The sequence below is a fragment of the Kitasatospora sp. NPDC094028 genome (assembly GCF_049543595.1).
GTDB lineage: Bacteria > Actinomycetota > Actinomycetes > Streptomycetales > Streptomycetaceae > Kitasatospora.
In genome coordinates this window covers 114,875-140,862 of record NZ_JBMVFA010000015.1, presented here as the reverse complement: position 1 = coordinate 140,862, position 25,988 = coordinate 114,875, and the positions used below count along the sequence as shown (strand labels likewise).

Sequence of the window (25,988 nt, the reverse complement as noted above, 5' to 3'; positions counted from 1 at the left end):
GGTTTTTCTCTTTGTGCTCCCCGCCGCGTGGTGGTTTTTTTTGGGGCCCCCCGGGGGGGGGCCGGCCCCCCGGGGGGGGGGGGGGGGCGGGGGGCCGCCCCCCCCCCCCCCGCGCCAGGGGTGGTCAGTCGGTGGCGCCGGGCCAGGGGATGTCGGTGGCCACGGGGGCGGTGTAGTCGATGCCCGGCACCGAGAAGCCGTACAGGCGGCTGACCTCGGCGCGGAACCAGTCGAGGTCGGCCAGACCGGCGATGGAGTCGGTCGTCGCGGCGTCCCAGCGTTCGGCCACGGCCGCCTGGACGTCGTCGGTGAGCTCCCAGGTGTCGAGGCGCACGCGGCCCTCCTCGTCCAGGGCGAGCGGGGCGGCGCCGGTCAACTGGTCCCACAGGGAAGCGAGCTGGTGCACCGGCGGGACCAGGCGGTCGCCGAGGACGGCCCGCAGCAGGCCGAGGTACAGGGCGATGCCCGGGATGGCGGTGGAGGACTGGGTGACGGCGGCGCCGTTGACGGAGGTCACGGCCCGGCCGCCGACCGTCTTGTCCAGCCGGTCGTTCAGCGTGCGGGCGGTGGCCTCCAGGTGGGCCTTGGCCGCACCGATGGTGCCCTGGCGGTAGATCGCGGCGGTCAGCGGCGAGCCGATGTAGGAGAGCGCGGCGGTGGCGAAGCCCTCGCCGAGCAGACCGCGACAGGCCAGGTGGTCGATCCAGCGCTCCCAGTCCGCGCCGCCCATCACGGCCACGGTCTGCTCGACGTCGTCGCCCTCGGCCGGGCCGGTCTCGACCTCGCGCACCTCGGGGGCGCCCTCGCCGTCGAAGACCAGGGTCCGGGTGCGGTTGGCCGCGCCGATCGGCTTGAGGACGGAGGAGTAGGTGACGCCGGTGTCCGGGTCGGTGCGGCGGGGCGCGGCCACCGAGTAGATCAGGTAGTCCAGTCGGCCGCCGAAGCGCTGCTCGATGAGGTCGGCGACCTGGTCCTTCATGGCGTCGGAGAACGCGTCGCCGTTGAGGAAGACCAGGTCCCGCCCTGCGGCACGTGCGAGGTCGGCGGTGGCGGCGGTGCGGTACCAGCCGGCCGTACCGGTGCGGCGCTCGGTCGGGGCCTTCTCGAAGGAGACCATCACGCCACGGATGCCGGCCTTCTTGAGACCGGCGATGGTGGCGGCGAGGCCGTAGCCGGCCGAGGAGCCGATGATCAGTGCCACCGGGCCGTCACCCTCGGGGGTGTCGGCGGGGTCGGGGCAGGCCTGCCACATGTCGGCCACCAGCTGCGAGCAGCCCGCCGGGTGGGAGTCGAGGAAGAGGAAGCCCCGGTTGCGGGGGATGAGAACGCGCTCGCTCACGATTGCTGTCCTTGGTCTTTGGGCCACCATGTCCTGCCAGTCTGCGGGAGGGCGGAGGCAGGCCGTGGACGCGGCGGGGAACAAGGATCACGAGTCGATCTTGGAGTGTTCCGCCACCTCCGGGCGGCGTCGCGGGAGCGCTTGAACTCGCCCGGGAGCACGAGGAGGTCGATGAGGCCGGCCGGTGCTTCAATCGTCCCCATGCGGACAGCGCGTCACCAGGTGGCCCCCTCGCCCTTCTCCGACTTCGCCTACGAGATCGGGCGCCGAGTCCACTCCTACTCCCGGGCCGGCCTCGTCACCGACCGCGAGTGGGCCCTGATCTCCGAGGCCTTGCTCGACCACCTCGGTGCGCTCTCCGTCTCCGCCCCCGCCCTCGACTCCCCCGAGGCCAAGGCCGTCCTCGCCGACGCCGCCGAAGCAGCCGCCGCCTCGGTCTCCTTCTGCGCCTTCCACCCCCGCGAGCGCTTCCACGTCTTCCTCCCGTACGTGAACTTCGGGACGAGCTACGACCCCGGCGGCGGCGGATCCCCCGCCGCCGTCTCCGCCGACCGCTGGGTCGACGCCTTCTGCCTCGCGGTCCTCACCGACACCGTCTCCCGCCACGGCGAAGCCTTCGTCTTCACCTGGCAGTCGCTCTCCCCCGCCGACGACCTCGTCACCGGCCTCCTCGCCCTCCTCGTCACCGGCGTCGACCTCCCCGCCCCGACCCCCGACCCCGCCCTCCGGGCCGTCCACGCCCTGGCCGCCCGCGATCGCGAGGCCTTCGACGCCACCCTCCACACCCTGCTGAGCGGCCTCTCCGGCCCGCACCCCCGATCGCTCCTCCCCCTCCTCCCCCTCGCGCTCTCCGCCCTCGCGTACCGCCGGCACGGCTGGCTCCCCTCGCTCGACACCGACTACCTCCCCCTCGCCCTCGTCACGAACTTCGAGGCCCCCGGCCGCGACGCCGTGACCTGGCCGGTCCGACTCCCCCGCCCCACCCCGCCTTTCCCGCTCCACCCGGGTTACGCGGCCCGCTGCGAGGAGTCGATCCGGCGGGCGACGGCCCCCTCCACCGACAACCCCCGCGCCGTCGCCGACCTGGCCGACGCCCTGTCCGACCAGACCCGCCTCATCCGGGCCCGCGCCTCGCACTCCGCCGACGTCACCGACGCCCAACTCGCCGAGTACCGCCGCGCCTCGCAGATCGGCGCCGCCCTGTTCCGGCTCGCCCTCGCCGAGCCGGGCAGCACCGTGGACGTGACCATCGACGGCCGTACCGCCGCCTTTCCGGCCACCCGTGACGACAGTTCCCACCCGGGCCGCTGGCACGCCGCCGTCGACTTCGCCCTGATCAGCGGCGCCCCCGAGGACCTGGCCCCGCTCGTCCTGGCCGGCCCGGCCCTCACCCGGCACGACCGCTCCGCCCACGCCGCGTACCGCCGCGCCCTGCACGACCACCTCCGAGGCGCCGAACCGGACATCGAACCGGCGCTGCGCGAAGCGGAGTTCGCCGGCGAGCAGGGCTTCCCGCCGCCGCCCGCCGCGCTGCTCGCCCGACTGGTCGAGGGCGACGAGTCCGGCTTCAACCTCGCGCTCCTCGACGCCCTGGAGGCGCACCGCGACCACTACTCCGTCGCCGACCGACCAACCGGCCTCGACGCGACGATCGACCTCCGCGTCCTCGCCCTCGCCTGCCACGCCCGCCGCCGGGGCTGGGCGATCCGCGTCGAGTCCCCGTACCTGCCGGCCCGCCTGCTCCGGGAGGCCGGGTGCGGCTGAGGCGGGCCGCTGCCTCCCGGTTCGTCACATGTCCGCTGAGCTGGTAATCTTCTTCTTGTTGCGAGGGACACGATCCCTCGCCAGGCGTCAGCGGTGCTACCAGAGCACGTCCTACTTTCAGTAGGAAGAGTCCGTGCGACCCGGGCCTGGCGCTCCATCGGAAAGGTCCGATGCCTTCAAGGCATCGGACCTTTCCTCGTTCCCGGGCATAGATCGCCGGTTCCCCGTGTTGCGGCAGGCCATGGGAGACATTCTTGTCATCGGGGCGGGCGGAAGTGTCGGGCGGCACGTGGTGGCCGAACTCGCTCGAGGAGGCCACACCGTACGGGCCCTGGTCCGCGACCCAGACCGAACGATCGAGGGCGCCGAGTCCGTGGCGGGAGACCTTTCCGACCCCGCCGGCATCCGCGCCGCCCTGCCCGGGGTCGAGCGCGTCTACCTGATGTGGCCCGGCCTTCCCGGCATCGACCCCCGCCCGGTCGTCGAAGCGATCGCCGAGCACGCCGAGCGGGTCGTCTACCTCTCCACCGACGTCGCCGACCTCGCCGACGACGAACCACCCACGATCTTCCACCAGGAGATCGAGCGGCTGATCCGCAACTCCCCGCTCGACTGGACCTTCGTCCGGGCCATCGACTTCGCGGGCAACATGCTCGGTTGGGCCGACCAGATCCGTCAGGGCGTCGTCCGCTGGCCGTACGGCCAGGCCCGCCGCTCCCTGATCGACGAGCGCGACATCGCCGCCGTCGCCGTCCGCGCCCTCACCGAGGACGGCCACGCGGGCGCCAAGTACCTGATCACCGGCCCGGAATCGCTCTCGCACGCCGAACTCGCCCACATCATCGGCGAGGAGGCCGGCATCGAGGTCCGCTTCGAGGACCTGCCGCCCGAGGTCGCCCGCGAACAACTGACCGCCGCCTGGGGCAACGCGGCCTTCGTCGACTCCCGCCTGCGCGCCTGGGAGTCCTTCACCCACTCCCCCGAGCGCGTCACCGACACCGTCGAACGCGTCCTCGGCCGCCCGGCCCGCAGCTTCCGCACCTGGGCCCGGGACAACGCGGCCTCCTTCCGGTAACGGACTCGTGCCAGGATGCTGCCCATGCCTGAACGCGCCCTGAGCTTCGGAGCGGTGGCCGAAGCGTACGAACGCTACCGCCCCGGATACCCCACCGCGCTCTACGCGTTGGTGGCCTCCTACGCCGGTCGCCCGGTCCGGACCGCGCTCGAAATCGGCGCGGGCACCGGAAAGGCGACCCGCCTGTTCGCCGAGCACGGCGTCGCCGTCACCGCGACCGAGCCCGACCCGGCCATGCTCGCCGAACTGCGCCGCCATGCCCCGGCGAACGTCCGCGCCGAGCGGGCCACCTTCGAGGAGCTGCGCCCCGACCAGCCGTACGACCTGGTCTACGCGGCCGCCGCTCTGCACTGGACGTCCCCGGACGGCCGGTGGGAGCGGGTCGCCGCCCTGCTGGCGCCGGGTGGCGTCTTCGGCTCCTTCGGCGGGCCCGTCCAACTGGCCGACCCGGCCGCCCAGGAGGCCGTCAACACCGCCCGGGCGCCGTTCCTGGCCACCGACGAGATCCCGTCCCCGGACGGCACGCCCTGGGACGCCGCGATGCTGTGGCCCGGGACGGAACTCCAGCGGTCCGCCCGGTTCGACGACGTCCAACAGCATGTGATCAGGCGCCGGTTGACGATGTCCGCCCAGGACTACGTCGGGCACCTCTCCACCGTCTCCGCCTACCTGATGCTGCCGCCCGCCGAGCAGCGGCAGGTGTTCGAGCGGATCGCGCAGGCCCTGCCGGCCCAGGTCGAGGTGGCCGCCGACGTCATCGTCCACCTCGCCCGCCGCCGCGACGGCTGATCGGGAACGTCCCACCGCTGTCGCGGGGCCCGTCCTCCACCCGGCGGGTCTGCCCTCGTCCAGAAGAGGGAGAGGCGGCCGTTCGCCGGGAGGACGTGCCGCGGCGCCGCCCGGTGCGAGCCTCGGCGCATGACCACCTCCCGTACACGCCACCGCCTCGCCGCGCGGATCGCCGCCGCCGTCCTCGCCGCCGCCACCGTCGCCGGGGTCGCCCCGACCGCCGTGGCCGCACCCGCCGGCCCGGCCGCCGACCTGCAGCCCGAGCTGAACGCCCTGGTCGACCAGGGCGGCAGCACCGCCGCCCTCGCCGAGGTCCGCGACCACGGGCGCGTCGTCTGGCGCGGCGCGGCCGGCACCGCCGACCTGGCCACCGGCCGGCCCGCGCGCGCGGACGGCGTGTTCCGGATGGGCAGCGTCACCAAGACCTTGACCGCGACCGTCACCCTCCAGCTGGTCGGCGAGGGGAGGATCGGCCTCGACGACCCGATCGAGCAGTACCTGCCCGGCACCGTGCCGAACGGCCGGGCCGTCACCGTCCGCCAACTCCTCGACCACACCGCCGGATTGCACGACTACCTCGACAACCCGCAGGTCCTCTACCACGACGAGGCCGGCGCCCGGGCGTACCTCGCCACCGGCCGCTGGGTCGAGTACACCCCGCAGCGGCTCCTGGACCTCGCCGCCGCGATGCCGCCCTACTTCTCCCCCGGCCAGGGCTGGCACTACTCCAACACCGACTACGTGGTCGTCGGCATGCTCATCGAACAGGTCACCGGCCGCAGTTGGCGCACCGAGGTGGAGCAGCGGATCATCCAGCCGCTCGGGCTGCGGCACACCTCCCTGCCGACCGCCTCCACCGCGATCCCCGGCCCGCACGCGCACGGGTACCTGAAGTTCCCCGAAGGGCCGGCGGACGTCACCCGGCTCTCCCCGACCGTGGGGGACGCGGCCGGCGCCGGGATCTCCAGCACCGCCGACCTCGACCGCTTCCAGGCGGCCCTGTTCGGCGGCCGGCTGCTCGCCCCGGCGCAACTCGCCGAGATGACCGCCACCGTCCCCTCCCCCGGCCTCGGCGGCGAGTACGGGCTCGGCGTGATCCGCTACACCTTCTCCTGCGGCGACTTCTGGGGCCACCTCGGCGGGATCCCCGGCTACTCGACCGCCGTGCTCGGCTCGCGGGACGGCAGCCGCCAGTTCGCCCTCTCGTACAACGAGTACGACAAGAGCGACAAGCTGAAGACCGAGCGCCTCTACCAGGCCGTCGCCGAGAAGGCCCTCTGCGGCACCCCGGCCCCTTCCACCGGCTGACCCTTCCACCGGCCGACCCTGCCGGCCGACGCCCTGCCGGCCGCGCCCCCGTGACCGCCGATGGAAGACGCCCCGAGACGGTCGGACGAGCCCTCGGGGCGGCTCAGTCCGCGAGACGGACGATCATCTTGCCGGTGTTGGCGCCGCGCAGCATGCCGAGGAAGGCGTCGACCACGTGGTCGAAGCCGTCCACCACCGTCTCCTCCGCCACCACCGCACCCGAGCGCAGGTGCGGGACGAGGAAGTCGTAGAGCTCGGGGCGGGCGTCGAGGTGGTCGCGGACCAGGAAGCCTTCCAGGCGCAGGCTCTTGCCGACCACGTCGTACAGGTTGCGCGGCGCGGCGGGCGGGTCCTGGGGGCGGTCGTACTGGGCGACGGCGCCGCACCAGGCGATGCGGCCGCGGTCGCGCAGGGCGCCGATCGCGGCTTCCAGATGGTCGCCGCCGACGTTGTCGAAGTAGACGTGCAGGCCGTCCGGCGCGGCCTCGCGCAGGCGGTCGGCGAGCGGGGCGTCGTGGTAGTCGAAGGCGGCGTCGAAGCCGAGGTGGTCGACGAGCCGGGCGGCCTTGGCGGCGGAGCCGGCGCTGCCGACGATCCGCCCGGCGCCGAGCAGGCGGGCGAGCTGGCCGGCGGCGGTGCCGACACCGCCGCCGGCGGCCGAGACGAAGACGGTCTCGCCGGGCTGGAGCCGGGCGACCCTGGTCAGGCCGACCCACGCGGACAGGCCGGTGCCGCCGAGGACGGACAGGTGGTTGCTGAGCGGGACGCCGTCGAAGACGGGCAGCAGGTGGGCGCGCTCGGCGGTGACCACCGAGTGGGTGCGCCAGGCCTGGCGGTGGAAGACCAGTGCGCCGACCGGCAGGGCGTCGGCGCGGGACTCGACCACCCGCCCGAGCGTCCGGCCCTCCAGCGGGGCGTGCAGGCCCCAGCCGCCCTCGTCCATCTCCTCGCGCATGTACGGGTCGACGGACTGGTACAGGTTCTCGACCAGCGCCTCCCCGGCTTCCAGCGCGGGGATCCGCTCCTCGACGAAGGCGAAGTTCTCGGCGGTCGCCGCGCCGGTGGGGCGGGCGACGAGGTGGACGGCGCGGGCGGTGGGGCGGGACATCGGAGGCTCCGAACTGACGGTGGCTTGTTTGCGTGACCGTGCCCACGGTAGGAAGCGGGGACGTGGCGTTGCAGGGGTGCGCGTCGATGGAACGGCGGCTTCCATGAGCAGGATCGATGGATGCCGGTAGGGTCGGCGCATGACCGACACCGCCGCCGGCACTGCCGCCGACGCCGCCACCGACCTCGCCCCGCACGAACTGCGCGTTCTGGTCGCGGTCGAGGAGGAGGGCACCTTCACCGCCGCCGCGACCCGCCTGGGCACCACCCAGTCCGCCGTCTCGCACGCCGTGCGCGGCTGCGAGCGCAAGCTCGGCGCGGTGCTGTTCGAGCGCGGACGGCACGGCGCCCGCCCCACCGAGGCGGGCGCGCGGGCGGTCGGGTACGCCCGTCGCCTGCTGCGGCTGATGGCCGCGATGGGGCAGGAGGTCCGGGGCGCGGGCGCGGACGGGCCGCTCACCGGCACCCTGCGGATCGTCGCCTTCCGCAGCGCCGCCGCGCACCTGTTGCCGCCCGTCCTCGCCCGGCTCGCCGAGCGCCACCCGGGGCTCGGCGCGCGGGTGCGGATCGTCCGGGAGCTCGGACGCGGCGCCGCCGGTGAGGTCGCGGACGGCCGCGCCGACCTCGGGCTGGCCACGCTGGACGCGGAGGGCTCCGCCCCCGTCCCCGGCCTGGTCACGGCCCGGCTGTACGAGGAGGCGTACGCGCTGGCGCACCCGCAGGGCCACCCGGAGCCGCGCCGGCTGCCACTGGTCGACTGGGAGGAGAACTGCGGCTCCTACACCAGGCGGTGGTGGCGGGAGCAGGACTGGATTCCGCCCGCGACCGTCGACGTCGAGGACGACGCGGTGGCCGCCTCGATGGTCTCCCAAGGCCTCGGGATGGCCGTCATGCCCGCCACCGCCCTCCTCGGCGCCCCGCCCGGACTCGCCGTCACCCCGCTCGGCCCCAACCCGCCCACCCGTCTGGTGGGTTACGTCACCACCCCGGAGCTTGCCCCCACCCCGGCCGTCCGCGCCCTGATCCGCGAGCTGCGCGGCCTCCCGCTCCCGGAGGGCCTGACGCCCGCCCGGACCGGCGCCGCCCGCCGGCCGGCGCCGGACGACGCCTGAAGGCGCGCCACGGCCCGGGCGGCGGATGGGTTCCGCCGCCCGGGCCGTGGCGCATCCACCGGCCGTACCCCCGTCACCGCCGGTAGAAGACGCTCCGCGACCAGAAGAAGCCGACCAGCGTCAGCCCCGTGCACCAGCCGAGGGCGCTCCACGCACTGACGGCGCCGATCCCGGTGCCCATCAGCAGGCCGCGCAGGGTCTCGATGATCGGGGTGAAGGGCTGGTACTCGGCGAACCAGCGCAGCACGGTGGGCATCGAGTCCGGCGGGACGATCGCGCTGCCGAGGAACGGCAGGAAGGTCAGCGGCAGCGGGGTGTTGCTCGCGCTCTCCGGTGTCTTCGACACCAGCCCGATCCCCGCGGAGATCCAGGTCAGCGCCAGCGTCACGAACAGCAGCAGCCCCGCGGCCGCGAGCCACTCCACCGGGCCGGCGCTGGAGCGGAACCCCATCGCGAAGGCCGCGCCGGTCACCAGCACCAGGGCGATCACCGTCTGGATCACGCTGCCGACCACGTGCCCGGCCAGGAAGGCCGACCGGGATATCGCCATCGTCCGGAACCGGTTGACGATCCCCTCCGTCATGTCGACGCACACGCCCACCGCGGTGGCGACCGCTCCCGAGGTGGCCGTCATCAGCACGATGCCCGGCGTCACGTAGTCGATGTAGCTCCCGCCGCCGATGCCCGCCCCGAGCGCGCCCCCGAAGGCGTAGTTGAAGAGCGCCAGCATCATCACCGGCATGAGCACCACGGAGAAGGTCATCGCCGGATACCGCTGCGCGCGCCTGAGGTTGCGCCGCAGCAGGGTCAACGAGTCCCGGGCCGCGTAGTTCATCGTCAAAGTCATCGCCCACCCTCCCCGGTGAGTTGAAGGAACACGTCGTCCAGGTCGGCCGTCTCCACGACCAGCGATTCCGCCCGCACCGAGGCGTTGTCGAGCGCGTCCAGCACGGCCTTGACGGTGAGCACCGAGTTGTCGCCCGGTATGTCGAGCCGCAGGGCCTCCGCGTCGGCGGTGGCGTAGTCGAACAGCGCGGCGGCCGCGCCGAGTTGGGCGGCGTCGGCGAACTGGAGGCGGATCCGCCCGCCGGGGACGATCCGCTTCAGCTCCTCGGCCGTGCCCTCGGCGACGATCCGCCCGCCGTCCAGGACGGCGATCCGGTCGGCGAGTTCGTCGGCTTCGTCCAGGTACTGGGTGGTGAGGAAGATCGTCACCCCGTGGTCGGCGACCAGGCCCCGGATGATCTCCCACATGGTGCGCCGGCTGCGCGGGTCCAGCCCGGTGGTCGGCTCGTCGAGGAAGATCACCTTCGGGTCCCCGACCAGGGTCATCGCCAGGTCGAGCTTGCGCCGCATGCCGCCGGAGAAGGTGGTGGCAGGCGTGCGGGCGGCGTCGGCGAGGTCGAAGCGCCTCAGCAGGTCCTCGGTCCGCCTCCGCCCCTCCCGACGGGGGAGGTGGTGGAGGTCCGCCATCAGCATCAGGTTCTCCTCGGCGGTGAGGAGGTTGTCCACCGCCGAGAACTGGCCGGTCACCCCGATCGCCTTGCGCACCCCGTCCGCACCCCGGTCCAGGTCGTGCCCGGCCACCCGGGCCGAGCCGCCGTCCGCGGGGATCAGGGTGGAGAGGATCTGCACGGTGGTGGTCTTGCCCGCGCCGTTCGGCCCGAGCAGGGCGAACACGGTGCCGGCCGGGATGTCCAGGTCGATGCCCCTGAGCACCGGCTTGTCGCCGTAGGACTTGGTGAGTCCGACCGCCGAGATCGCCGGGGCGCTCGCGGTCGTGACCGCCGCCGTCGTCGGGTTCGTCGTCATCAGGCCCTCCGGACCACGATGCTGCCGACCTGGGTGCGGCCGTGGACCTCGACGGTCTCGCGGGCGTCGCCGGGGCCCTCCGCCGCGCCGAGGTCGCTGCGGACGGCGCCGAACTTGCTGTGCACGTCGAGGAAGGCCGCCGTGCCCTCGGCGATGCCGACCTCCACGTCCCCGACACCGGCCTGGAGGAAGACCTTGCCCCGGACCACCTGGCCGACCCGGATGTGACCGTTCGCCGACTTGGCGTCCACGCCCGCCTCGGCGAGGCCGACGTGGATCCGGCCGTTGGAGGCGTTGGCGGTCAGCTCGCCGCGCACCTCGTCGACCTCGGTGTCGCCGTTGCTGTTCTTGACCGTCAGCGTGCCGGCGACGGCGCCGATCTCGATCCGGCCGGCGCCGGTCACCTCGGCGTCCCCGGCGACCGTGCCGATCCGGATGTCGCCCATGTCGGCCTTGAGCCGGACGCTGTCGGCCCGGTCGACCTGGACCCGGCCCATGGACGTCTTCAGCCGGACGTCGCCGAGCGGGCCCTCGGTGACGACGTCCGCCATCGGGCTGTCGAGGTGGACCTCGGAACCGGCCGGCAGCTCGACCTGGAGGTCGATCGAGCCCTTCTTGCTGGAGAACACGGTGCGCTGCTTGGGGCCCTTGACGACGAGCCGGCCGCCGGTGAGGTCGACCTGGGTCAGCTGGGCGGCCTTGACGTCCGCCTCCTTGGAGTCGTTGGTGGGCCGGACCTCGACCACGGCGTCGGCGCGCTTGCCGGCGGTGATGCGGACCGTGCCGATCTCGAAGTCGAAGGTGACGGAGATCGGTCCGTTGGTCTCGTACGAAGGCATGGCTGTCCCGTCCTCTTGGCTCGTGTGGGTGTTCCCGCTGGTCGGGGCGGGGGTGACGTCGAAGGTGCGAGGGGTCTGGAAGGTGCGGGGGCTACGGAGGTGTCAGTGGACCCAGCCGGTGAAGCTCTGGCCGCCGATGCCGCGCGGCTGACGCATGCCGAGGTCGGCGGCCGGGCGCGCGGCCTGCCTGCCGCCGTCCAGCGCGCCGGACACGGCCCGGACCAGCCAGGCGTTGAGGGACAGACCCTCCCGCCCGGCGGCCTCCTCCGCCCTGGCCTTGAGGTTGGCCGGCAGGCGCAGGTTGATCCGGGCGGTGCCCGCCTCGTCCGACTCCGGCACCGCCTGCGACGCCATCGGCGGCGCCACCGGTGCCATGGATGGCACCACGGGAGCCGTCTGCGACGCCACCGGCGCCACGTCGCCGTGGAAGGCGTCCGAGCCGGGCGGCACGGTCACCACGAACTCGGGGTCGAGCCCTCGCAGCCGCACGTCCACCGAGCCCGGGGCGAGGTCGCGGGTGACCTCGCCCATGGCGGCCGAGAGCGCGTTGAGCAGGGTGAGCCGCGTGGCCGACTCCAGCGGAAGCGTCAGCCGCTCGGCCAGCGCGCGGGCTTCGTCCCCGCCGGCGGCGGCGGCCACCGCGAGCTCGTTCCGGAGGTTTTCGACGTACGGCGTGAGGTCCATGGCTCAAGCATGGCACGACCATGGTGCCACGGCCAGTCTTTTGTGGCGCCACAGTGGCACCATCACCCGAACGGGTGTGGCACCAACGACGGAGCCGCCCCGCCGACCGAGGTCGACGGGGCGGCTCATCAGCGGCTCATCAGCGGCCCGCCGAGGGCTCACCAGCCGCTCACCAGCGGAAACGTCAGCGCTGCCAGCCCGCGAGGTAGGTGTCGATCTCGCCGACCAGCCGCTTCTTGCCGGCCTCGTCCAGGAAGGAGGCCTCCACGGCGTTGCGCGCCAGCCCCGCCACCCCGGCCTCGTCCAGCTCCAGCAGCCGGGCCGCCACCGCGTACTCGGTGTTGAGGTCGGTGCCGAACATCGGCGGGTCGTCGCTGTTGATCGTGACGAGCAGCCCGGCGTCCACCATCTGCTTGATCGGGTGGTCCTCGATCCGCTCGACGACCCGGGTGGCGATGTTGGAGGTCGGGCAGACCTCCAGCGGGATCCGGTGCTCGCCGAGGTGGTCGAGCAGCGCCGGGTCCTTGACGGACTGGGTTCCGTGCCCGATGCGCTCGGCGCCGAGCTCGCGGATCGCGTCCCAGACGGTCTGCGGCCCGGTGGCCTCGCCGGCGTGCGGGACGGAGTGCAGGCCGACCGCCCGGGCCCGGTCGAAGTAGGGCTTGAACTGCGGCCGCGGCACGCCGACCTCCGGACCGCCCAGGCCGAAGCTGACCAGTCCCTCGGGGCCCAGCTCGGTGGCCAGGCGGGCGGTCACCTCGGCCGACTCCAGGCCGGCCTCGCCGGGGATGTCGAAGCACCAGCGCAGCACCACGCCGAGGTCCTTCTCGGCGCGCAGCCGGGCGTCCTCGATCGCCTCCATGAAGGCGACCTCGGGGATGCCACGCTTGACCGAGGAGTACGGGGTGATGGTGAGCTCCGCGTACCGGATGTTCTGGCGGGCCATGTCCTCGGCCACGCCGTAGGTGAGCGCGCGGACGTCCTCGGCGTCGCGGATCAGGTCCACGACGCTCAGGTAGACCTGGATGAAGTGGGCGAAGTCGGTGAAGGTGAAGTACTCGGCGAGCGCCGCTGGGTCGGTCGGCACCTTCGACCGCCCGGCGTGGCGGGCGGCGAGTTCGGCGACGACGCGCGGCGAGGCCGAGCCGACGTGGTGGACGTGCAGCTCCGCCTTCGGCATCCCGGCGATGAACGCCTCGATGCCGCTGCCGCTCCCGGTGCTGCCTGCGTTCCCGGTGTTCCCGGTGGGGTTTCCGATCCGACTTCCGTCCGGCTGGACCACGGTGGGGTTCCCTTCTTCCTTCTTCTCGGCTACGCGCGTGCCTGCGCGTCGCCAGCGTACGCTCAGCCGCCGAGCGCCACCGCGACGGTGTGGATCAGCAGCCCGGCCAGCGCGCCGACCACGGTGCCGTTGATCCGGATGAACTGCAGGTCGCGGCCCACGTTGGCCTCGATCTTGCGGGAGGCGTCGTCGGCGTCCCAGCTCGCGACCGTCTCGGAGATCAGCGAGGTGATCTCGGCGCGGTAGGTGTCGACCAGGTACTGGGCGGCGTCCTGCAGCCAGCCGTCCACCTTGGCCTGCAGCTTGGCGTCGGTGGCCAGGCGCTCGCCGAAGCGGCGCACGCCCTCGCGGATGCGCCGGCGCAGTTCGCTGTCCTCGTCCTCGGCGGCGCCCATCACCAGGGTGCGCACGGCCGCCCAGGTGGAGTTGATCAGGTCCCGCACCTCGGGGCGGGCCAGCAGGTCGCCCTTGGCCCGCTCGACCCGGGCGATGGTCTCCGGGTCGCTCTGCAGCTCGGTGGCGAAGTCGGCGAGGAAGTTGTCGACGGCGCCGCGGGCCGGGTGCTCCGGGTCGTCCCGGATGTCGGTGACGAAGCGCAGCAGTTCCTTGTAGACCCGCTCGCCGACCTGGTGGTCGAGGAACTTCGGCGTCCAGCCGGGGGTCTTCTGGGTGACCTTCAGGACCACGTCCTCGTGGTTGGCGGTCAGCCAGTCGTGCGCCCGCACGGCCACCAGGTCGACCACGCCGTGGTGCCCGCCGTCCGCGACCACCTTGCCCAGCATCCGGCCCATCGGCTCGGCCACCGAGGTGGCGGCGGCCCGCCGGGTGACGGCCTCGGCGACGACCGCCTGCACGTCGTCGTCGCGCAGCACCGCGAGCACGCCGCGCAGCGCGGCGGAGGCCTCCTTGGTGACGCGTTCGGCGCTGCCCGGCGCGGCCAGCCAGTCGCCCAGCCGGCGGGCGATGCCGAGCGAGGCGAGGCGGGTGCGCACCACGTGGCCGGCGAGGAAGTTCTCGCCGACGAAGTCGCCGAGCGAGCGCCCGAAGGCGTCCTTCTTGGTCGGGATGATCGCGGTGTGCGGGATCGGCAGGCCGAAGGGGCGGCGGAACAGGGCCGTCACGGCGAACCAGTCGGCCAGCGCGCCGACCATGCCGGCCTCGGCGGCGGCCGCCACGTACCCGGCCCAGGGGCCGGCGCCGGCCGCCTTGGCCCAGGTGGAGAGGGCGAAGACCAGGGTGGCGAAGGCCAGCAGGCCGGTCGCGATGGTCTTCATCCGGCGGACGCCGCGCCGCTTCAGCTCGTCGGCGGCGGTGAACCGGACCCCGGGGCCGGTTCTGCTGAAGGCTTCGTCAGTCACTCCGCCAGTCTGCCCGCTGCCCGGCGCGGACGGGGGCGCACCCGGCGATCACGCGCCGGGCGGCCTCGGCGCGCACCCCCGGGGGGATCCCTCCCGGCCGAGCCCCGGCTCACGCCCCTCCGAGCACGATCCGCCGCACCCCCGGCCCGGTCCACCGCGCCGGATCGGTGCAGCGCCGCCCGTCCAGCAGCACCCGCACCCCGGGCAGGTCGGCCGGCGCCAGCTCCCGGTACTCCGGGTGGTCCGCCTGCAGCACCGCCGCCACCACCGGCTCCCCGTCGTACGGGGGCAGCCCGAGCGCCGCCAGCTCCTGCGCCCGGTACAGCGGATCGGCGACGTACGGCCGCGCGCCCGCCGCCCGCAGCGCCCCGACCAGCGGGAACACCCCCGAGTACGCCGTCTCCTTGACCCCGCCCCGGTAGGCGGCGCCGAGCACCAGCACCCCCTGCCCGCGCAGGCCGCCGGGCACCGCGCCGGCCAGCACCCCGGCCGCGTACCCGGGCATCTCCAGGTTGGCCTCCCGGGCGGCGCGGACCACCGTCGCCGCCGGGTCGTTCCACAGGTACAGCCGCGGGTACACCGGGATGCAGTGTCCGCCGACCGCGATGCCGGGCCGGTGCAGGTGGCTGTACGGCTGCGAGTTGCAGGCGTCGGCGACCTCGGCGAAGTCCACCCCGACCTCGTCCGCGTACCGGGCGAACTGGTTGGCCAGCGCGATGTTGACGTCCCGGTACGTGGTCTCGGCGAGCTTGCCGAACTCGGCGGCCTCGGCCGAGGCCAGTTCCCACACCCCGTTGGGCCGGGCCAGGTCGGGGCGCGGGTCGAAGTCCAGCACCGCGCGGTAGAACTCGGCGCCGCGCCGGGTCGAGGGCCCGTCGAGGCCGCCGACCAGCTTGGGGTAGCGGCGCAGGTCGGCGAAGACCCGGCCGGTGCGGACCCGCTCCGGGCTGAACACCAGCGCGAAGTCCCGCCCGGCGGCGAGCCCGGAGCCGGCCGCCAGCCGGGGCGCCCAGCGCTCCCGGGTGGTGCCGACCGGCAGGGTGGTCTCGTAGCTGACCAGGGTGCCCCGGCGCAGCCCGGCCGCGACGGCGTCGGTGGCCGCGTCGAGCAGGGCGAAGTCGGGGGTGCCGTCCGCGCCGGTGACCAGCGGGACGACCAGCACGACGGCCTCCGAGGCCGACACCGCCGCGGCGGTGTCGGCGGTGGCGCGCAGCCGTCCCTCGGTGACCACCCGCTTCAGCGCCTCGTCCAGGCCCTCCTCCCGGGGGAACGGCGGCACGCCCAGGTTGACGCTGCGGACGACCTCGGGCGCGATGTCCGCCCCGGTCACCCGGTGGCCCTTGAGCGCGAACTGCACCGCCAGCGGCAGGCCCAGCTTGCCGAGGCCGACCACGCAGACGTCGAGGCTCCCGCCCGGGCTCATCCCCGGCCCCCGTTCACCGAGTTGGCGAGCCGCCGCCACACGGGGTGGCGGCGCAGCCCGCGCCGCAGCTGTTCGGGCACGAGGCCGCGCCACAGCTGCTGGGCCAGGTTGAGCGGCACGACGGCCACGGCGGGCGGCTCCTCGCGCAGCAGGAACAGCTCCTCCGGCAGGCCGAGCCGGGCGTCCCGGAACGCCGGGTAGCCCGCGTAGTACCGCCGCCCGTCGCGGACGGCCGGCGGTTCGCCGTGCGCGGCCTCGTAGCGGATCTGGTCGCGCAGTGCCCCCGGCCGCCCGGCGGCGGCGAGTTCGAGCCGCAGCCGGACGGCGACGGGCAGCCGGTCGTACACCTCGCGGGCGCCGAAGCGCTCGACCAGCCGGCCGACCTCGGCGCACACCCGGTCCTGCTCCGCGGCGTCCAGTAGCAGGAAGCCGTCGGCCAGCAGCCGGGGCACGTCCCAGGCGAAGCTGCGGGCCCGGATGGCGTCCAGTTCCCCGCCCGGCTCGGCCAGTTCGGCGGCGACCTGCTGGAGCGCGGCGATCCCGCGCAGCCGGTCCAGCACCCCGGCGCGTTCGGTGACGTTGCCGCGGTCCTCGCGCAGCACCAGGAAGTAGCAGTCGTAGTCGGCGAGGACGGACACCCGGGCGGCCCGCAGGCAGGCCTCCAGGGTGAACGGCTGGTCCGAGAAGACCTTCAACTCCTCGTTCCGGCGCAGCCCGTGGCGCCGCAGCAGGTCCAGCCGGAACAGCTTGGTGTCGGCCAGCGCCCAGGCCAGCGCCGAGTCGGTGAAGCCCACCGACTCGGCGTCGGCGTGGAAGATGCCCTGCGGCACCAGCCGGCCGTTCACCCCGACCTGCTTGGGCACCACGACGTCCGAGCCCCAGGCGTCGGCGGCCGCCACCAGCCGCTCCAGCGCCTCCTCGCCGAGCCAGTCGTCCGCGCCGAGGAACAGCACGTAGCGGCCGCGGGCGAGGTCCAGGGCGCGGTTGGTGGGGGCCGCCGGACCGCCCGAGTTGGGCTGGTGCACCACCCGGAACAGCCCGGGGTGGCGGGCGGCGTACTCGTCCAGCAGCTCCCCGCCGCCGTCCGTGGAGCCGTCGTCGACGGCCACCACCTCCAGCCGCCCCGGCCGCCGCGCCAGGGACTGGCCGACCAGCGAGTCCAGGCAGGCGGTGAGGTACGGCACGGTGTTGTAGACCGCGACCACCACGGTCACGTCGGGTACGGTCATCGGGCGGCGGGCCTCCGGTGCTGGTGCGGGCGGTGACGCACGGTCAACCAGTCGCGCCCGCACGGGGTCACGTCCGTCACCCGGATCGGTGACGGCGGCCGAACGCGCGCCCGACGAGCGGGCCCCGGGGTCAGCCGATCGCGACCTCCGCGTACATCCGGGCGATCACGTCCTCGATGGCCGGCTCGCGCACCGAGAGGTCCACCAGCGGGTACCGGGCGGCCACCGCGGCGACGATCGGCGCCGCGCTCTCCTGCGCCGGGAAGGCCAGCCACTGGCGCGGCCCCTCGACCTTGGCCACCCGGGCGCCGGGCACCTCGATCGGCGGCCGGGCCTCGGCGAGGTCGACGACCAGGGTCCGCTCGCTGCGCCCGGCGGCGTGCAGCCCGTCCAGCCCGCCGTCGTGGACCACCCGGCCGCGGTCGATCACCATCACCCGGTTGCAGAGCTGTTCGATGTCGGTCAGGTCGTGGGTGGTGAGCAGCACGGTGGTGCCCCGGTCGCGGTTGACCTCGCGCAGGAAGTCCCGCACCCGGCCCTTGCTGACCACGTCGAGGCCGATGGTCGGCTCGTCCAGGTAGAGCACCTGGGGGTCGTGCAGCAGTGCCGCCGCGAGGTCGCCGCGCATCCGCTGGCCGAGCGAGAGCTGGCGCACCGGGGTGTCCAGCAGGGCGCCGAGGTCGAGCAGGCCGACGCAGCGGTCGAGGTTGTCGCGGTACCGCTGGTCGGGGATCCGGTAGATCCGGCGGGCGAGTTCGAAGGAGTCGCGCAGCGGCAGGTCCCACCACAGGGTAGTGCGCTGCCCGAAGACGACGCCGATCCGGCGGGCCAGCGCGACGCGTTCGCGGGCCGGGTCGACGCCGGCGACGCGCAGCCGTCCGCTGCTGGGGACGAGGATGCCGGTGAGCATCTTGATGGTGGTGGACTTGCCGGCGCCGTTGGGCCCGATGTAGCCGACGCACTCACCGGCCTCGACGGTGAAGCTGAGCCCGTCCACGGCGCGCACCTCGCGCTTGGTCCGGCTGAACCGGCCGGTGCGGGCGCGCACGGTGAAGCTGCGGCGGACGTCCTGGAGTTCGATCAGTGCCACGGTGACTCCTCTGCGGGACAGGCGGGAAAGGCCCGGACGGGGGGGGTTCAGCTGCCGGTGCCGCGGTAGGCGCGCAGCCCGGCCCGCCAGGCGAGCCCGGCGGCGGTGACGCTGAGCACGGCGGCGACCGGCGAGGCGAACTGGAAGGCGGTGGGCAGGCCCAGCGGGTCGGGCCGGCCGAGGATGCGCAGGCTGGGCAGCCAGTTGACGAAGGCCAGCGGGACGCCGAAGACGACGCCGGCGACGAGTTCCTTGGCGAAGACGGTCGGCGGGTAGTGCAGCAGGGTGGCGCCGCCGTAGGTGAAGGAGTTCTGGATCTCCTTGGACTCGCCCCACCAGAACTGCACGGTGGCGCCGCCGACGAAGATCGCGCCGAAGATGGCGGTGCCGCAGACCAGCAGGACGGGCACCAGCAGCACCCGGTCCCAGGTCCAGTGGACGTCGAGGGCCGCCAGCGACCAGACGAGCACGATCGCGGCCTGCAGCGGGCGGCCGAGGCGGCGCAGCGAGAAGCGTTCGGCGCACAGTTGGGAGAGCGCGGGCGCGGGCCGCACGAGCATGCTGTCCAGGGTGCCGGCGACGATCCGCTGGCCGAGCGCGTCCGCCGAGCCGACGAGCAGGTTGGCGACGCCGAGGGAGAAGGTGGCGGTGCCGTAGAGGAAGGCGATCTCCGGCAGGCTCCAGCCGCCGAGGGTGTCGGTGTGCAGGAACATGATCACCAGCACGACGAAGTCGAGCGCGTGGATGGCGATGCCAGCGAGCATGCCCAGGACGTAGGAGGCCCGGTAGGCCGCCATCGAGCGCATCCACATCCGGGCGCAGAGCCACCAGGAGCGGACGGCCCAGGCCGCGCGGGCGGCGGTGCCGTCCTCGACGATCAGCTGCTCAGCCACCCTGCACCACCACCTTGCGGGTGGCGAGCCACTGCGCGCCCCGGCCGGCGGCCAGCAGCACGGCGGCCCAGCCGAGCTGGAAGCCGAGCGCGCCGGCCAGCGGGCCGCCGGTGGCCCGTTCGAGGAAGACGTCGGTGGGCACCTTGACGAGCGAGGCCCAGGGCAGCACCTCGCCGAGCGTGCCGAGCCAGCCGGGGAAGAGGGCGATCGGCAGCAGCATCCCGGAGAAGAACATCGAGACCACCACCATCACCGAGCGGATGCCGTCCGAGTCGTGCAGCCAGAAGCCGGTGATCGAGACCAGGAACCGGATGCCGAAGCTGACCAGCAGCGCGAGCAGCACGGAGAGCAGGAAGAACAGCCAGGTCAGCGGCTGTTCGGGCATCCGGAGGCGGAACAGCAGCGCGCCGAACAGCAGCGGCACGGTGCCGCGCACCAGCGCCTGGAAGCCGGCCCGGCCGAGGTCGGTGGCCAGCCACCAGCCCTGGAAGTCGACGGGGCGGTAGAGGTCGACGGCGATGTCCCCGCTGCGGAAGCGGTCCTGGACCTCGTCCTGGAAGCCGCCGCCCCAGACGGCGACGGTGACCAGCATGGCCTGGCTGACCCAGATGTACGTGACGGCCTGGCTCTGGTCGTAGCCGCCGAGGTGCGGGCGGGCCTGCCAGAGGGCAAGGAAGGAGGAGGCGAGGATGACGCCGAAGACGGTGTTGGTGAAGGTGCCGGCCAGGGTGGCGGCCCGGTAGGTGGAATATCGGCGGAAGGCGCCGCGAGCCACGGCAGCGTAGAGCATATTGTCTCCTTATCGACAAATGTGGGCGCGGACAGGCGCGCCTCGACGGGCGGACGCCGGTGGGTGCCGGCTGGCACCGGCTGGTACCGACGACGTCCGCGCACGCCCCAACGGCTCCGACCAGCCGACCCCGGGGGTACCGGGCCGAACGGGCGGAGCTGCCGAAACGGGTTCGCTATGCGGTTTGCATCTTTCACCGTACCGCCGGGCACCCGGGCCCGCACCCGGTTTTCCCACGGCCGCCGACACCCCGCCCCCGCGGCGGCCCCACCCACCCCGACCCCGGCCCTGACCTCGACCCCCGCCCCCACCAGGCCCCACACTGACCGCACGTCAAATAGCACATAATCGCGGCATGAGCTTCGTGACCCGACGCCAGGCCAAACGAGCCGCCCGCCGCGCGGCCCGCCGCGCCCTCCCCCGCTGGCGCCGGCTGCTCCCCACCTGGCGGATCACCCTCGGCACCCTCGCCGGCCTGCTGCTGCTCGCGGTCGGCACCTTCGCCGTGCTCTACGTGATCGTCCCGGTACCCGACCCCAACGCCCACGCCGTCGCCCAGAACAACATCTACCTCTACGCCGACGGCACCACCGAGATCGCCCGCACCGGCGCCGTCAACCGCACCGACGTCGCCCTCGACCAGATCCCGCTGCAGACCCAGCAGGCCGTCGTCTCCGCCGAGGACCGCACCTTCTACCAGAACCGCGGCATCGACCTGAAGGGCATGCTCCGCGCCGGCTGGAACAGCCTCACCGGCAAGGGCATGCAGGGCGGCTCCACCATCACCCAGCAGTACGTCAAGAACTACTACCTGACCCAGGACCGCACCGTCGAACGCAAGGGCCGCGAACTCCTCATCGCCCTCAAGGTCGACCAGCAGCGCAGCAAGAACGAGATCCTGGCCGGCTACCTCAACAGCAGCTACTTCGGCCGCGGCGCCTACGGCATCCAGAGCGCCGCCCGCGCCTACTACGGCGTCGACGCCTCCCAGCTCACCCTCGGCCAGGGCGCCTACCTCACCTCCCTGCTCCAGGCCCCCAGCCTCTACGACGTCAAGAACGCCACCCCCGCGAACCGCGAGAAGGCCGTCGCCCGCTGGAACTACACCCTCGACGGCATGGTCCAGATGGGCTTCCTCAGCGCCGCCGACCGCGCCGCCACCACCTTCCCCGACCCCATCGACCCCCACCCCGCCACCGGCCTCTCCGGCCAGGCCGGCTACCTCGTCGGCGTCGCCGACGACTACCTCGTCTCCACCGGCACCATCGACGCCGCCACCCTCAAGGCCGGCGGCTGGCGCATCACCACCACCTTCGACAAGCCCAAGCAGGACGCCTTCGTCAAAGCCGTCCAGAACGAACTCACCGACGAGCTCGACCCCCAGAAGCGCCCCACCACCGACACCGACGTCCGCGTCGCCGGCGCCTCCGTCGAACCCGCCACCGGCCGCGTCGTCGCCGTCTACGGCGGCCCCGACTACGCCAAGCAGCCCTTCAACGACGCCCTGCGCCAGGACAACCAGATCGGCTCCACCTTCAAACCGATCGACCTCGCCGCCGGCCTGATCGCCCAGCACACCCTCGACGGCCGCCCGATCACCACCGAGAGCCGCTACGACGGCAGCAGCGAACGCGCCGTCACCGGCGGCCCCACCCCCTACGCCCCACCCAACGAGGACGGCGTCGACTACGGCAACATCACCCTGCGCTACGCCATGGTGAAGTCCGTCAACTCCGTCTACGCCCAGGAAGGCGTCGACGCCGGCCTCGCCCGCGTCCGCGACACCGCCGTCAAGCTCGGCATCCCCGACAGCGTCCGCGGCATGGACCCCGCCAACACCTCCATGACCCTCGGCACCGCCACCCCCAGCGCCCTCGACCTCGCCGGCGCCTACGCCACCCTCGCCAACCACGGCCAGGCGCACACCCCGTGGTCCGTCCTCAAGCTCGAACGCGTCAACACCGGCGGCGCCGTCGACGTCCCCAAGATGCCCGAGCACAAGGCCACCGACGCGGTCGGCCGCAACGTCGCCGACAACGTCACCGACGTCCTGCGCGACGTCGTCAGCCCCCGCGGCACCGGCGCCGCCGCCCTCGACCTCGGCCGCCCCGCCGCCGGCAAGACCGGCACCACCGACTCCAACCTCTCCGCCTGGTTCGCCGGCTACACCCCCGAACTCACCACCACCGTGGGCCTGTTCCGCGAGAACCCGAAGACCCACGCCAAGGAACCGCTCGCCGGCACCGCCGGCCTCACCCGGATCAACGGCGGCGCCTTCCCCACCAAGATCTGGACCGCCTACATGACCGCCGCCCTCGACGGCACCCCCACCCAGCAGTTCGACCTGCAGAACGGCCGCGGCAACCAGGACACCGGCAACTGGCCCACCACCACCGTCAGCAGCAGCCCCAGCGCCACCCCCAGCACCGGCCCCACCACCGCCGAGCCCGCCCCCACCCACGCCCCCGAACACACCCCCGACACCCCGGCCGCCCCCACCGCACCCGGCCCCGGCGCCCCCAGCCCGCAGAACCCGCAGCCCACCCCCAGCCCGGACCAGCCCACCCCCGCCCCCCGGCCCACCCCGACCCGGCCCGAGCGGCCCAGCAACCCGCCCACCGCCACCGGCGGCCCCACCGGGCCCGCCACCCCGGCGGCCGCGCCATAGCCACCCGACCAGCCACCGGACCGGCTACCGGACCAACTCCCGCTCCAGCGCGGTACGGAAACGCGGCGTCACCCGCACCTCCCCCAGCCAGCCAACCAACCGCGCCACCTCCGCCGCGACCGCCGCCCGCCCATCCGCCCCCACGTCCCGGAACAACCGCCACACCACCTCGCCGTCCGCCCGCTGCGCCCAGCCGCCCGCCACCTCACCGCACCACCACACCGTCGGCCCGGCGTTCCCCGCCCGGTCGAACAGCGCCGGCACGTCCTCCGGCCGCAGGTACCAGTCCCGGCCCCGCCAGCCCATCACCGCCGGATCCAGCGCCGGCAGCAGCGCCGCCCACGGCTCCGGCTCCTGCCCCGTCGCCCCGACGTCCCCCGGCAGCACCAGCGCCGCCGCGCCGTCCGCCAGCACCACGTCCTGCGCGCCGACGTCCGCCAGCGCCCGCCGGACGTCCCCCAACGTCCAGCCCGTCCACCACTTCACGTCCTCGACCGTCCCCGGCCCGTACGACGCCAGCCAGCGCCGCACCACCTCCGCCTTCGCCTCCCGCACCGGCACGTCCGGCCACTGCGGCACCGGCGCCCACGGATAGACGCTGCTCACCCACGAGCCGCGCGGACGGCACCGGCGCACATGCCCGTCCGAGGCCAGCAGCCGCAGCAGCCGACTGCCCACGCTCTGCTTCGCCTCGTACGCCTTGCCCGCCGACATCAGCATCGTCTCGCGCAACTGCGGGACGTCCTCGCCGAGTTCCTTCGTCGTCGCCTCGCCGCGCGCCGCCAGCGCCGCCAGCACCTCACGCTCCGTCGCCGCCAGCCGGGCCTCGTCCCAGCCCACCGCGTGCTCCCGCAGGTGCTTCAGCAGCGTCGCCCGCTCCTTCACCGCGATCGCCCGCGCCGCCCCCGAACTCACGTACGGCGCGAAGCCCTCCGTCACCGCGAAGAGCGTCCGCCGCATCGACAGCAGCTTCACCAACGAGACGTCCTCGTACAGCGCCCGCTCCACCTCCGCCGCCGAAGGCTCCGCCAGGCGCGCGCACGCCGACAGGTACACCGTGGCCGCGTCCGTCGCGTGCAGCCCGACCACCGCGTCCGCCACGGCCTCCACCCGCGCCGCCCGCACCCCGGGCTCCAGCAGCAGCCGCCGCCCCACCCGGGCCCGACGCTCGACCTCACCGATCACCGGCACAGCACCGTTCATGCCCGGACCCTAGCGCCCGCCTCCGACACTTCCCCCCGATCCGCGTACTCCCACGCCGCCAGCTCCACGAACTCGACGAGCAGCGGAGACGTCCGCCCCGCCGCCCAGGCCAGACACACCCGGTGCGGCGCGACGTCCGACACCGGCACGTGCACCACGTCCGAACGGGTGTAGAACGCCGCCATCGACCACGGCAGCACCACCATCCCCTCCCCCGCCGCCACGTACTCCAGCTTCTCCTCCACCGTGTCCGCCCGCGGCCGCGACCGCTCCGGCGCCCCCGCCACCCGCGGAAGATCCCGCCACTCCGGCACGAAATCCGGATCCTGCAACAGCAGCTCCCCGCCCAACTCGGCCATCGACACCGACACTTCACCCGCCAACCGATGCCCCGCCGGCAGCACCGCCACCCGCCGCTCCGCGAACAGCGGACGCACCACCAGCCCCTGCCCGTCCACCGGCAGCCGCACGAACGAGACGTCCACCCGGCCGTCCAGCACCACCCGCGCCTGATCGGCCCACGACGTCCGCAGCACGTCCACCGCCAGCCCCGGACGGCGCCCGCGCATCGCCCGCACCGCCGCCGTCACCGTCAGCCCCGGCATGAACCCCACCACGAACCGGGCCACCCCCTCACCCGACCGCCCCACCCGCCGGCGCAGAGCCTCCGCCGCCGCCAGCAACGGCGGCGCATCCTCCAGCAACTGCCGCCCCGCGTCCGTCAGTTCGGTCGACCGCCGGTCACGCCGGAACAACCGCGCCCCGAACTCCGCCTCCAACGCCCGGATCTGCCGCGACAACACCGGCTGCGCGATGTGCAGCCCCGCCGCCGCCCGACCGAAGTGCAACTCCCGCGCCACCGCCACGAAATACCGCAGCTTCCGCAGATCGACGTCCACCCGCCACCCCCGACCCAGCCGACTCCCCGCTGATACCCCGAGGGTATGACAGCCGGCCGAACAGGTCTTGGACACCGACACCCCACCCGGCGGAGGATCACCACAAGTCCCCGACCCCACAAGGAAAGGCACCACCATGCCCCTCGACCAGCAGCACGTCGCCGTCCTCGGCGGGACCTCCGGCATCGGCCTCGCCACCGCCACCCTCGCCGCCGAACGCGGCGCCCGCGTCACCGTCGTCTCCAGCCGGCCCGACAGCGCCCGACACGCCCTCGCCACCCTGCCCGCCGGCACCACCGCCGAGACCGCCGACCTCACCGACAGCCACCAGGTCACCGCCCTGTTCGACCGCCTCGGCCCGCTCGACCACCTCGTCTACACCGCCGGCGACCCGCTCGCCCTGCTCACCGTCGACGCCATGGACCTCGACGCCGCCCGCGACCTCTTCACCCTGCGCTACTTCGGCGCCCTCGACGCCGTCCGCGCCGCCACCCCACGGCTGCGCCCCGGCGGCTCGATCACCCTCACCTCGGGCACCGCCGGCCTGCGCCCCGTCCCCGGCTGGAGCGTCCCCGCGAGCATCTGCGGCGCGATCGAAGCCCTGGTCCGGGCACTCGCCGTGGAACTCGCCCCGATCCGGGTCAACGCCGTCCGCGCCGGGATGATCCGCACCCCGCTCTGGTCCGGCCTGCCCGAGGCCGACCGCGAACAGCTGTACGCGCAGACCGCCGCCGCCCTCCCGCTCGGGCGGATCGGCGCCCCCGAGGACACCGCCGAGGCCTACGCGTACCTGATGGAACAGCGCTTCGCCACCGGCACCGTGGTCACCGTCGACGGCGGCGGACTGCTCGCCTAGCCCGCCCGGCCCCGCCTACAGGTACAGGCCGGTCGAGCCCTCGGTGTCGCCGAAGCGGCCCGCCGCCACCGCGTGCAGGTCGCGCTCGCGCAGCAGCACGTAGGTGGCGCCGCGGACCTCGACCTCCAGCTTGTCCTCCGGGTCGTACAGCACGCGGTCGCCCGGCTCCACCGAGCGCACGCTCTGCCCCACCGCGACCGCCTCGGCCCAGGTACAGCGCTTGGACAGCTCCGCCGTCGCCGGGATCAGGATGCCGCCGGTGGAGCGGCGCTCGCCCTCGCTGCCCTCGGTGCGCACCAGCACGCGGTCGTGCAGCATCCGGATCGGCAGCTTCTCGCCCAGCCGGTCGTGCCGGGCGGGCTCGTGGTCGTGGTCGGAGGAGCGGGTCGGTTCGTCGTTCGTACTCACGGTCCCGAAGGTACCGCCCCCGGGCGCGGAGCGTGACGCCAGCCCGGCAGTCGACCCCGG

Annotated in this window: 23 protein-coding genes; 7 read left to right on the top strand and 16 right to left on the bottom strand. The window is 74.0% G+C overall.

The annotated features are described in order from the left end of the window. Positions 1–124 precede the first annotated feature (124 nt). Positions 125–1,339, bottom strand: coding sequence for an enoyl-[acyl-carrier-protein] reductase FabV (gene fabV, locus ACPC54_RS22820; RefSeq protein ID WP_498967170.1), 1,215 nt, complete (start codon positions 1,337–1,339; stop codon positions 125–127). A gap of 201 nt (positions 1,340–1,540) precedes the next feature. On the opposite strand from fabV, the gene ACPC54_RS22815 reads away from it, so the two are divergent. From ACPC54_RS22815 to ACPC54_RS22800, 4 genes are all read left to right on the top strand, one after another. Next, complete coding sequence (locus ACPC54_RS22815; RefSeq protein WP_498967169.1) at positions 1,541–3,103, top strand: immunity 49 family protein; 1,563 nt, start codon at positions 1,541–1,543, stop codon at positions 3,101–3,103. 241 nt (positions 3,104–3,344) lie between these two features. After that, positions 3,345–4,178 (top strand): NmrA family NAD(P)-binding protein, encoded by an 834-nt coding sequence (locus ACPC54_RS22810; protein ID WP_498967168.1) that lies wholly within the window; start codon positions 3,345–3,347, stop codon positions 4,176–4,178. A gap of 24 nt (positions 4,179–4,202) precedes the next feature. After that, positions 4,203–4,967, top strand: coding sequence for a class I SAM-dependent methyltransferase (locus ACPC54_RS22805; protein WP_498967166.1), 765 nt, complete (start codon positions 4,203–4,205; stop codon positions 4,965–4,967). Between the two features lie 129 nt (positions 4,968–5,096). Next, positions 5,097–6,275 (top strand): serine hydrolase domain-containing protein, encoded by a 1,179-nt coding sequence (locus tag ACPC54_RS22800; RefSeq protein ID WP_498967164.1) that lies wholly within the window; start codon positions 5,097–5,099, stop codon positions 6,273–6,275. Between the two features lie 103 nt (positions 6,276–6,378). On the opposite strand, the gene ACPC54_RS22795 is transcribed toward ACPC54_RS22800, so the two are convergent. Continuing rightward, positions 6,379–7,383, bottom strand: a complete 1,005-nt coding sequence (locus ACPC54_RS22795; RefSeq protein ID WP_498967162.1) for an NADP-dependent oxidoreductase — start codon at positions 7,381–7,383, stop codon at positions 6,379–6,381. A 139-nt stretch (positions 7,384–7,522) separates the two neighbouring features. Between ACPC54_RS22795 and ACPC54_RS22790 the strand changes: the two genes are divergently transcribed. Beyond that, positions 7,523–8,494 (top strand): LysR family transcriptional regulator, encoded by a 972-nt coding sequence (locus ACPC54_RS22790; protein ID WP_498967161.1) that lies wholly within the window; start codon positions 7,523–7,525, stop codon positions 8,492–8,494. 73 nt (positions 8,495–8,567) lie between these two features. Here the strand turns inward: ACPC54_RS22790 and ACPC54_RS22785 are convergent, their stop codons facing one another. The 11 genes from ACPC54_RS22785 to ACPC54_RS22735 all read right to left on the bottom strand — a co-directional run bounded on the left by ACPC54_RS22785 (position 8,568) and on the right by ACPC54_RS22735 (position 19,894). Then, entirely contained in the window at positions 8,568–9,341 is a 774-nt protein-coding gene (locus ACPC54_RS22785; RefSeq protein ID WP_498967159.1) for an ABC transporter permease, read from the bottom strand. Continuing rightward, positions 9,338–10,306: an ATP-binding cassette domain-containing protein gene (locus ACPC54_RS22780; RefSeq protein WP_498967158.1), complete on the bottom strand. Its 969-nt coding sequence runs from the start codon at positions 10,304–10,306 to the stop codon at positions 9,338–9,340. The genes ACPC54_RS22785 and ACPC54_RS22780 overlap by 4 nt, the downstream gene beginning before the upstream one ends. After that, on the bottom strand, positions 10,306–11,145 hold the full coding sequence (locus ACPC54_RS22775; protein ID WP_498967156.1) for a DUF4097 family beta strand repeat-containing protein: 840 nt from the start codon (positions 11,143–11,145) through the stop codon (positions 10,306–10,308). Before ACPC54_RS22775 ends, ACPC54_RS22780 begins: the two co-directional genes overlap by 1 nt. Before the next feature lie 102 nt (positions 11,146–11,247). Beyond that, the gene (locus ACPC54_RS22770) at positions 11,248–11,829 is read right to left on the bottom strand and encodes a toxin-antitoxin system HicB family antitoxin (protein WP_498967154.1); all 582 of its coding nucleotides are present in this window, start codon (positions 11,827–11,829) and stop codon (positions 11,248–11,250) included. 184 nt (positions 11,830–12,013) lie between these two features. Then, positions 12,014–13,030 carry an adenosine deaminase gene (locus ACPC54_RS22765; protein WP_498967247.1) on the bottom strand — a complete coding sequence of 339 codons (1,017 nt, stop codon included), beginning with the start codon at positions 13,028–13,030 and terminating at the stop codon, positions 12,014–12,016. A 143-nt stretch (positions 13,031–13,173) separates the two neighbouring features. Next, positions 13,174–14,469 (bottom strand): DUF445 domain-containing protein, encoded by a 1,296-nt coding sequence (locus ACPC54_RS22760; RefSeq protein WP_498967152.1) that lies wholly within the window; start codon positions 14,467–14,469, stop codon positions 13,174–13,176. A gap of 109 nt (positions 14,470–14,578) precedes the next feature. Then, complete coding sequence (locus ACPC54_RS22755; RefSeq protein ID WP_498967150.1) at positions 14,579–15,892, bottom strand: nucleotide sugar dehydrogenase; 1,314 nt, start codon at positions 15,890–15,892, stop codon at positions 14,579–14,581. Beyond that, complete coding sequence (locus ACPC54_RS22750; RefSeq protein WP_498967148.1) at positions 15,889–17,121, bottom strand: glycosyltransferase family 2 protein; 1,233 nt, start codon at positions 17,119–17,121, stop codon at positions 15,889–15,891. The genes ACPC54_RS22755 and ACPC54_RS22750 overlap by 4 nt, the downstream gene beginning before the upstream one ends. 130 nt (positions 17,122–17,251) lie before the next feature. Beyond that, positions 17,252–18,211, bottom strand: coding sequence for an ABC transporter ATP-binding protein (locus ACPC54_RS22745; protein ID WP_498967147.1), 960 nt, complete (start codon positions 18,209–18,211; stop codon positions 17,252–17,254). 47 nt (positions 18,212–18,258) lie between these two features. Beyond that, positions 18,259–19,104 (bottom strand): ABC transporter permease, encoded by an 846-nt coding sequence (locus tag ACPC54_RS22740; RefSeq protein ID WP_498967145.1) that lies wholly within the window; start codon positions 19,102–19,104, stop codon positions 18,259–18,261. Next, positions 19,097–19,894 carry an ABC transporter permease gene (locus ACPC54_RS22735; protein WP_498967144.1) on the bottom strand — a complete coding sequence of 266 codons (798 nt, stop codon included), beginning with the start codon at positions 19,892–19,894 and terminating at the stop codon, positions 19,097–19,099. Before ACPC54_RS22735 ends, ACPC54_RS22740 begins: the two co-directional genes overlap by 8 nt. Before the next feature lie 355 nt (positions 19,895–20,249). Here ACPC54_RS22735 and ACPC54_RS22730 point away from each other — a divergent pair, with 355 nt between their 5' ends. Further along, positions 20,250–22,562 carry a transglycosylase domain-containing protein gene (locus ACPC54_RS22730; RefSeq protein WP_498967143.1) on the top strand — a complete coding sequence of 771 codons (2,313 nt, stop codon included), beginning with the start codon at positions 20,250–20,252 and terminating at the stop codon, positions 22,560–22,562. Positions 22,563–22,586: 24 nt separating this feature from the next. Here ACPC54_RS22730 and ACPC54_RS22725 read toward each other — a convergent pair whose 3' ends face one another. Beyond that, the gene (locus ACPC54_RS22725) at positions 22,587–23,765 is read right to left on the bottom strand and encodes a winged helix DNA-binding domain-containing protein (protein WP_498967142.1); all 1,179 of its coding nucleotides are present in this window, start codon (positions 23,763–23,765) and stop codon (positions 22,587–22,589) included. Then, positions 23,762–24,664, bottom strand: coding sequence for a LysR family transcriptional regulator (locus ACPC54_RS22720; protein WP_498967140.1), 903 nt, complete (start codon positions 24,662–24,664; stop codon positions 23,762–23,764). Before ACPC54_RS22720 ends, ACPC54_RS22725 begins: the two co-directional genes overlap by 4 nt. 136 nt (positions 24,665–24,800) lie before the next feature. Here ACPC54_RS22720 and ACPC54_RS22715 point away from each other — a divergent pair, with 136 nt between their 5' ends. Continuing rightward, positions 24,801–25,520: an SDR family oxidoreductase gene (locus ACPC54_RS22715; RefSeq protein ID WP_498967139.1), complete on the top strand. Its 720-nt coding sequence runs from the start codon at positions 24,801–24,803 to the stop codon at positions 25,518–25,520. A gap of 15 nt (positions 25,521–25,535) precedes the next feature. Here the strand turns inward: ACPC54_RS22715 and ACPC54_RS22710 are convergent, their stop codons facing one another. Beyond that, entirely contained in the window at positions 25,536–25,838 is a 303-nt protein-coding gene (locus ACPC54_RS22710; protein ID WP_244179055.1) for a GroES family chaperonin, read from the bottom strand. Between the last annotated feature and the right edge of the window lie 150 nt (positions 25,839–25,988).

Coding starts and splice junctions, on each gene's coding strand:
- ACPC54_RS22750 (WP_498967148.1), bottom strand. CDS start 17,121: ATGACCGTACCCGACGTGACCGTGGTGGTCGCGGTCTACAACACCGTG.
- ACPC54_RS22795 (WP_498967162.1), bottom strand. CDS start 7,383: ATGTCCCGCCCCACCGCCCGCGCCGTCCACCTCGTCGCCCGCCCCACC.
- ACPC54_RS22790 (WP_498967161.1), top strand. CDS start 7,523: ATGACCGACACCGCCGCCGGCACTGCCGCCGACGCCGCCACCGACCTC.
- ACPC54_RS22710 (WP_244179055.1), bottom strand. CDS start 25,838: ATGCTGCACGACCGCGTGCTGGTGCGCACCGAGGGCAGCGAGGGCGAG.
- ACPC54_RS22800 (WP_498967164.1), top strand. CDS start 5,097: ATGACCACCTCCCGTACACGCCACCGCCTCGCCGCGCGGATCGCCGCC.
- ACPC54_RS22755 (WP_498967150.1), bottom strand. CDS start 15,892: ATGAGCCCGGGCGGGAGCCTCGACGTCTGCGTGGTCGGCCTCGGCAAG.
- ACPC54_RS22805 (WP_498967166.1), top strand. CDS start 4,203: ATGCCTGAACGCGCCCTGAGCTTCGGAGCGGTGGCCGAAGCGTACGAA.
- ACPC54_RS22725 (WP_498967142.1), bottom strand. CDS start 23,765: ATGAACGGTGCTGTGCCGGTGATCGGTGAGGTCGAGCGTCGGGCCCGG.
- ACPC54_RS22770 (WP_498967154.1), bottom strand. CDS start 11,829: ATGGACCTCACGCCGTACGTCGAAAACCTCCGGAACGAGCTCGCGGTG.
- ACPC54_RS22780 (WP_498967158.1), bottom strand. CDS start 10,306: ATGACGACGAACCCGACGACGGCGGCGGTCACGACCGCGAGCGCCCCG.
- ACPC54_RS22815 (WP_498967169.1), top strand. CDS start 1,541: ATGCGGACAGCGCGTCACCAGGTGGCCCCCTCGCCCTTCTCCGACTTC.
- ACPC54_RS22735 (WP_498967144.1), bottom strand. CDS start 19,894: ATGCTCTACGCTGCCGTGGCTCGCGGCGCCTTCCGCCGATATTCCACC.
- ACPC54_RS22775 (WP_498967156.1), bottom strand. CDS start 11,145: ATGCCTTCGTACGAGACCAACGGACCGATCTCCGTCACCTTCGACTTC.
- ACPC54_RS22810 (WP_498967168.1), top strand. CDS start 3,345: ATGGGAGACATTCTTGTCATCGGGGCGGGCGGAAGTGTCGGGCGGCAC.
- ACPC54_RS22785 (WP_498967159.1), bottom strand. CDS start 9,341: ATGACTTTGACGATGAACTACGCGGCCCGGGACTCGTTGACCCTGCTG.
- ACPC54_RS22715 (WP_498967139.1), top strand. CDS start 24,801: ATGCCCCTCGACCAGCAGCACGTCGCCGTCCTCGGCGGGACCTCCGGC.
- ACPC54_RS22730 (WP_498967143.1), top strand. CDS start 20,250: ATGAGCTTCGTGACCCGACGCCAGGCCAAACGAGCCGCCCGCCGCGCG.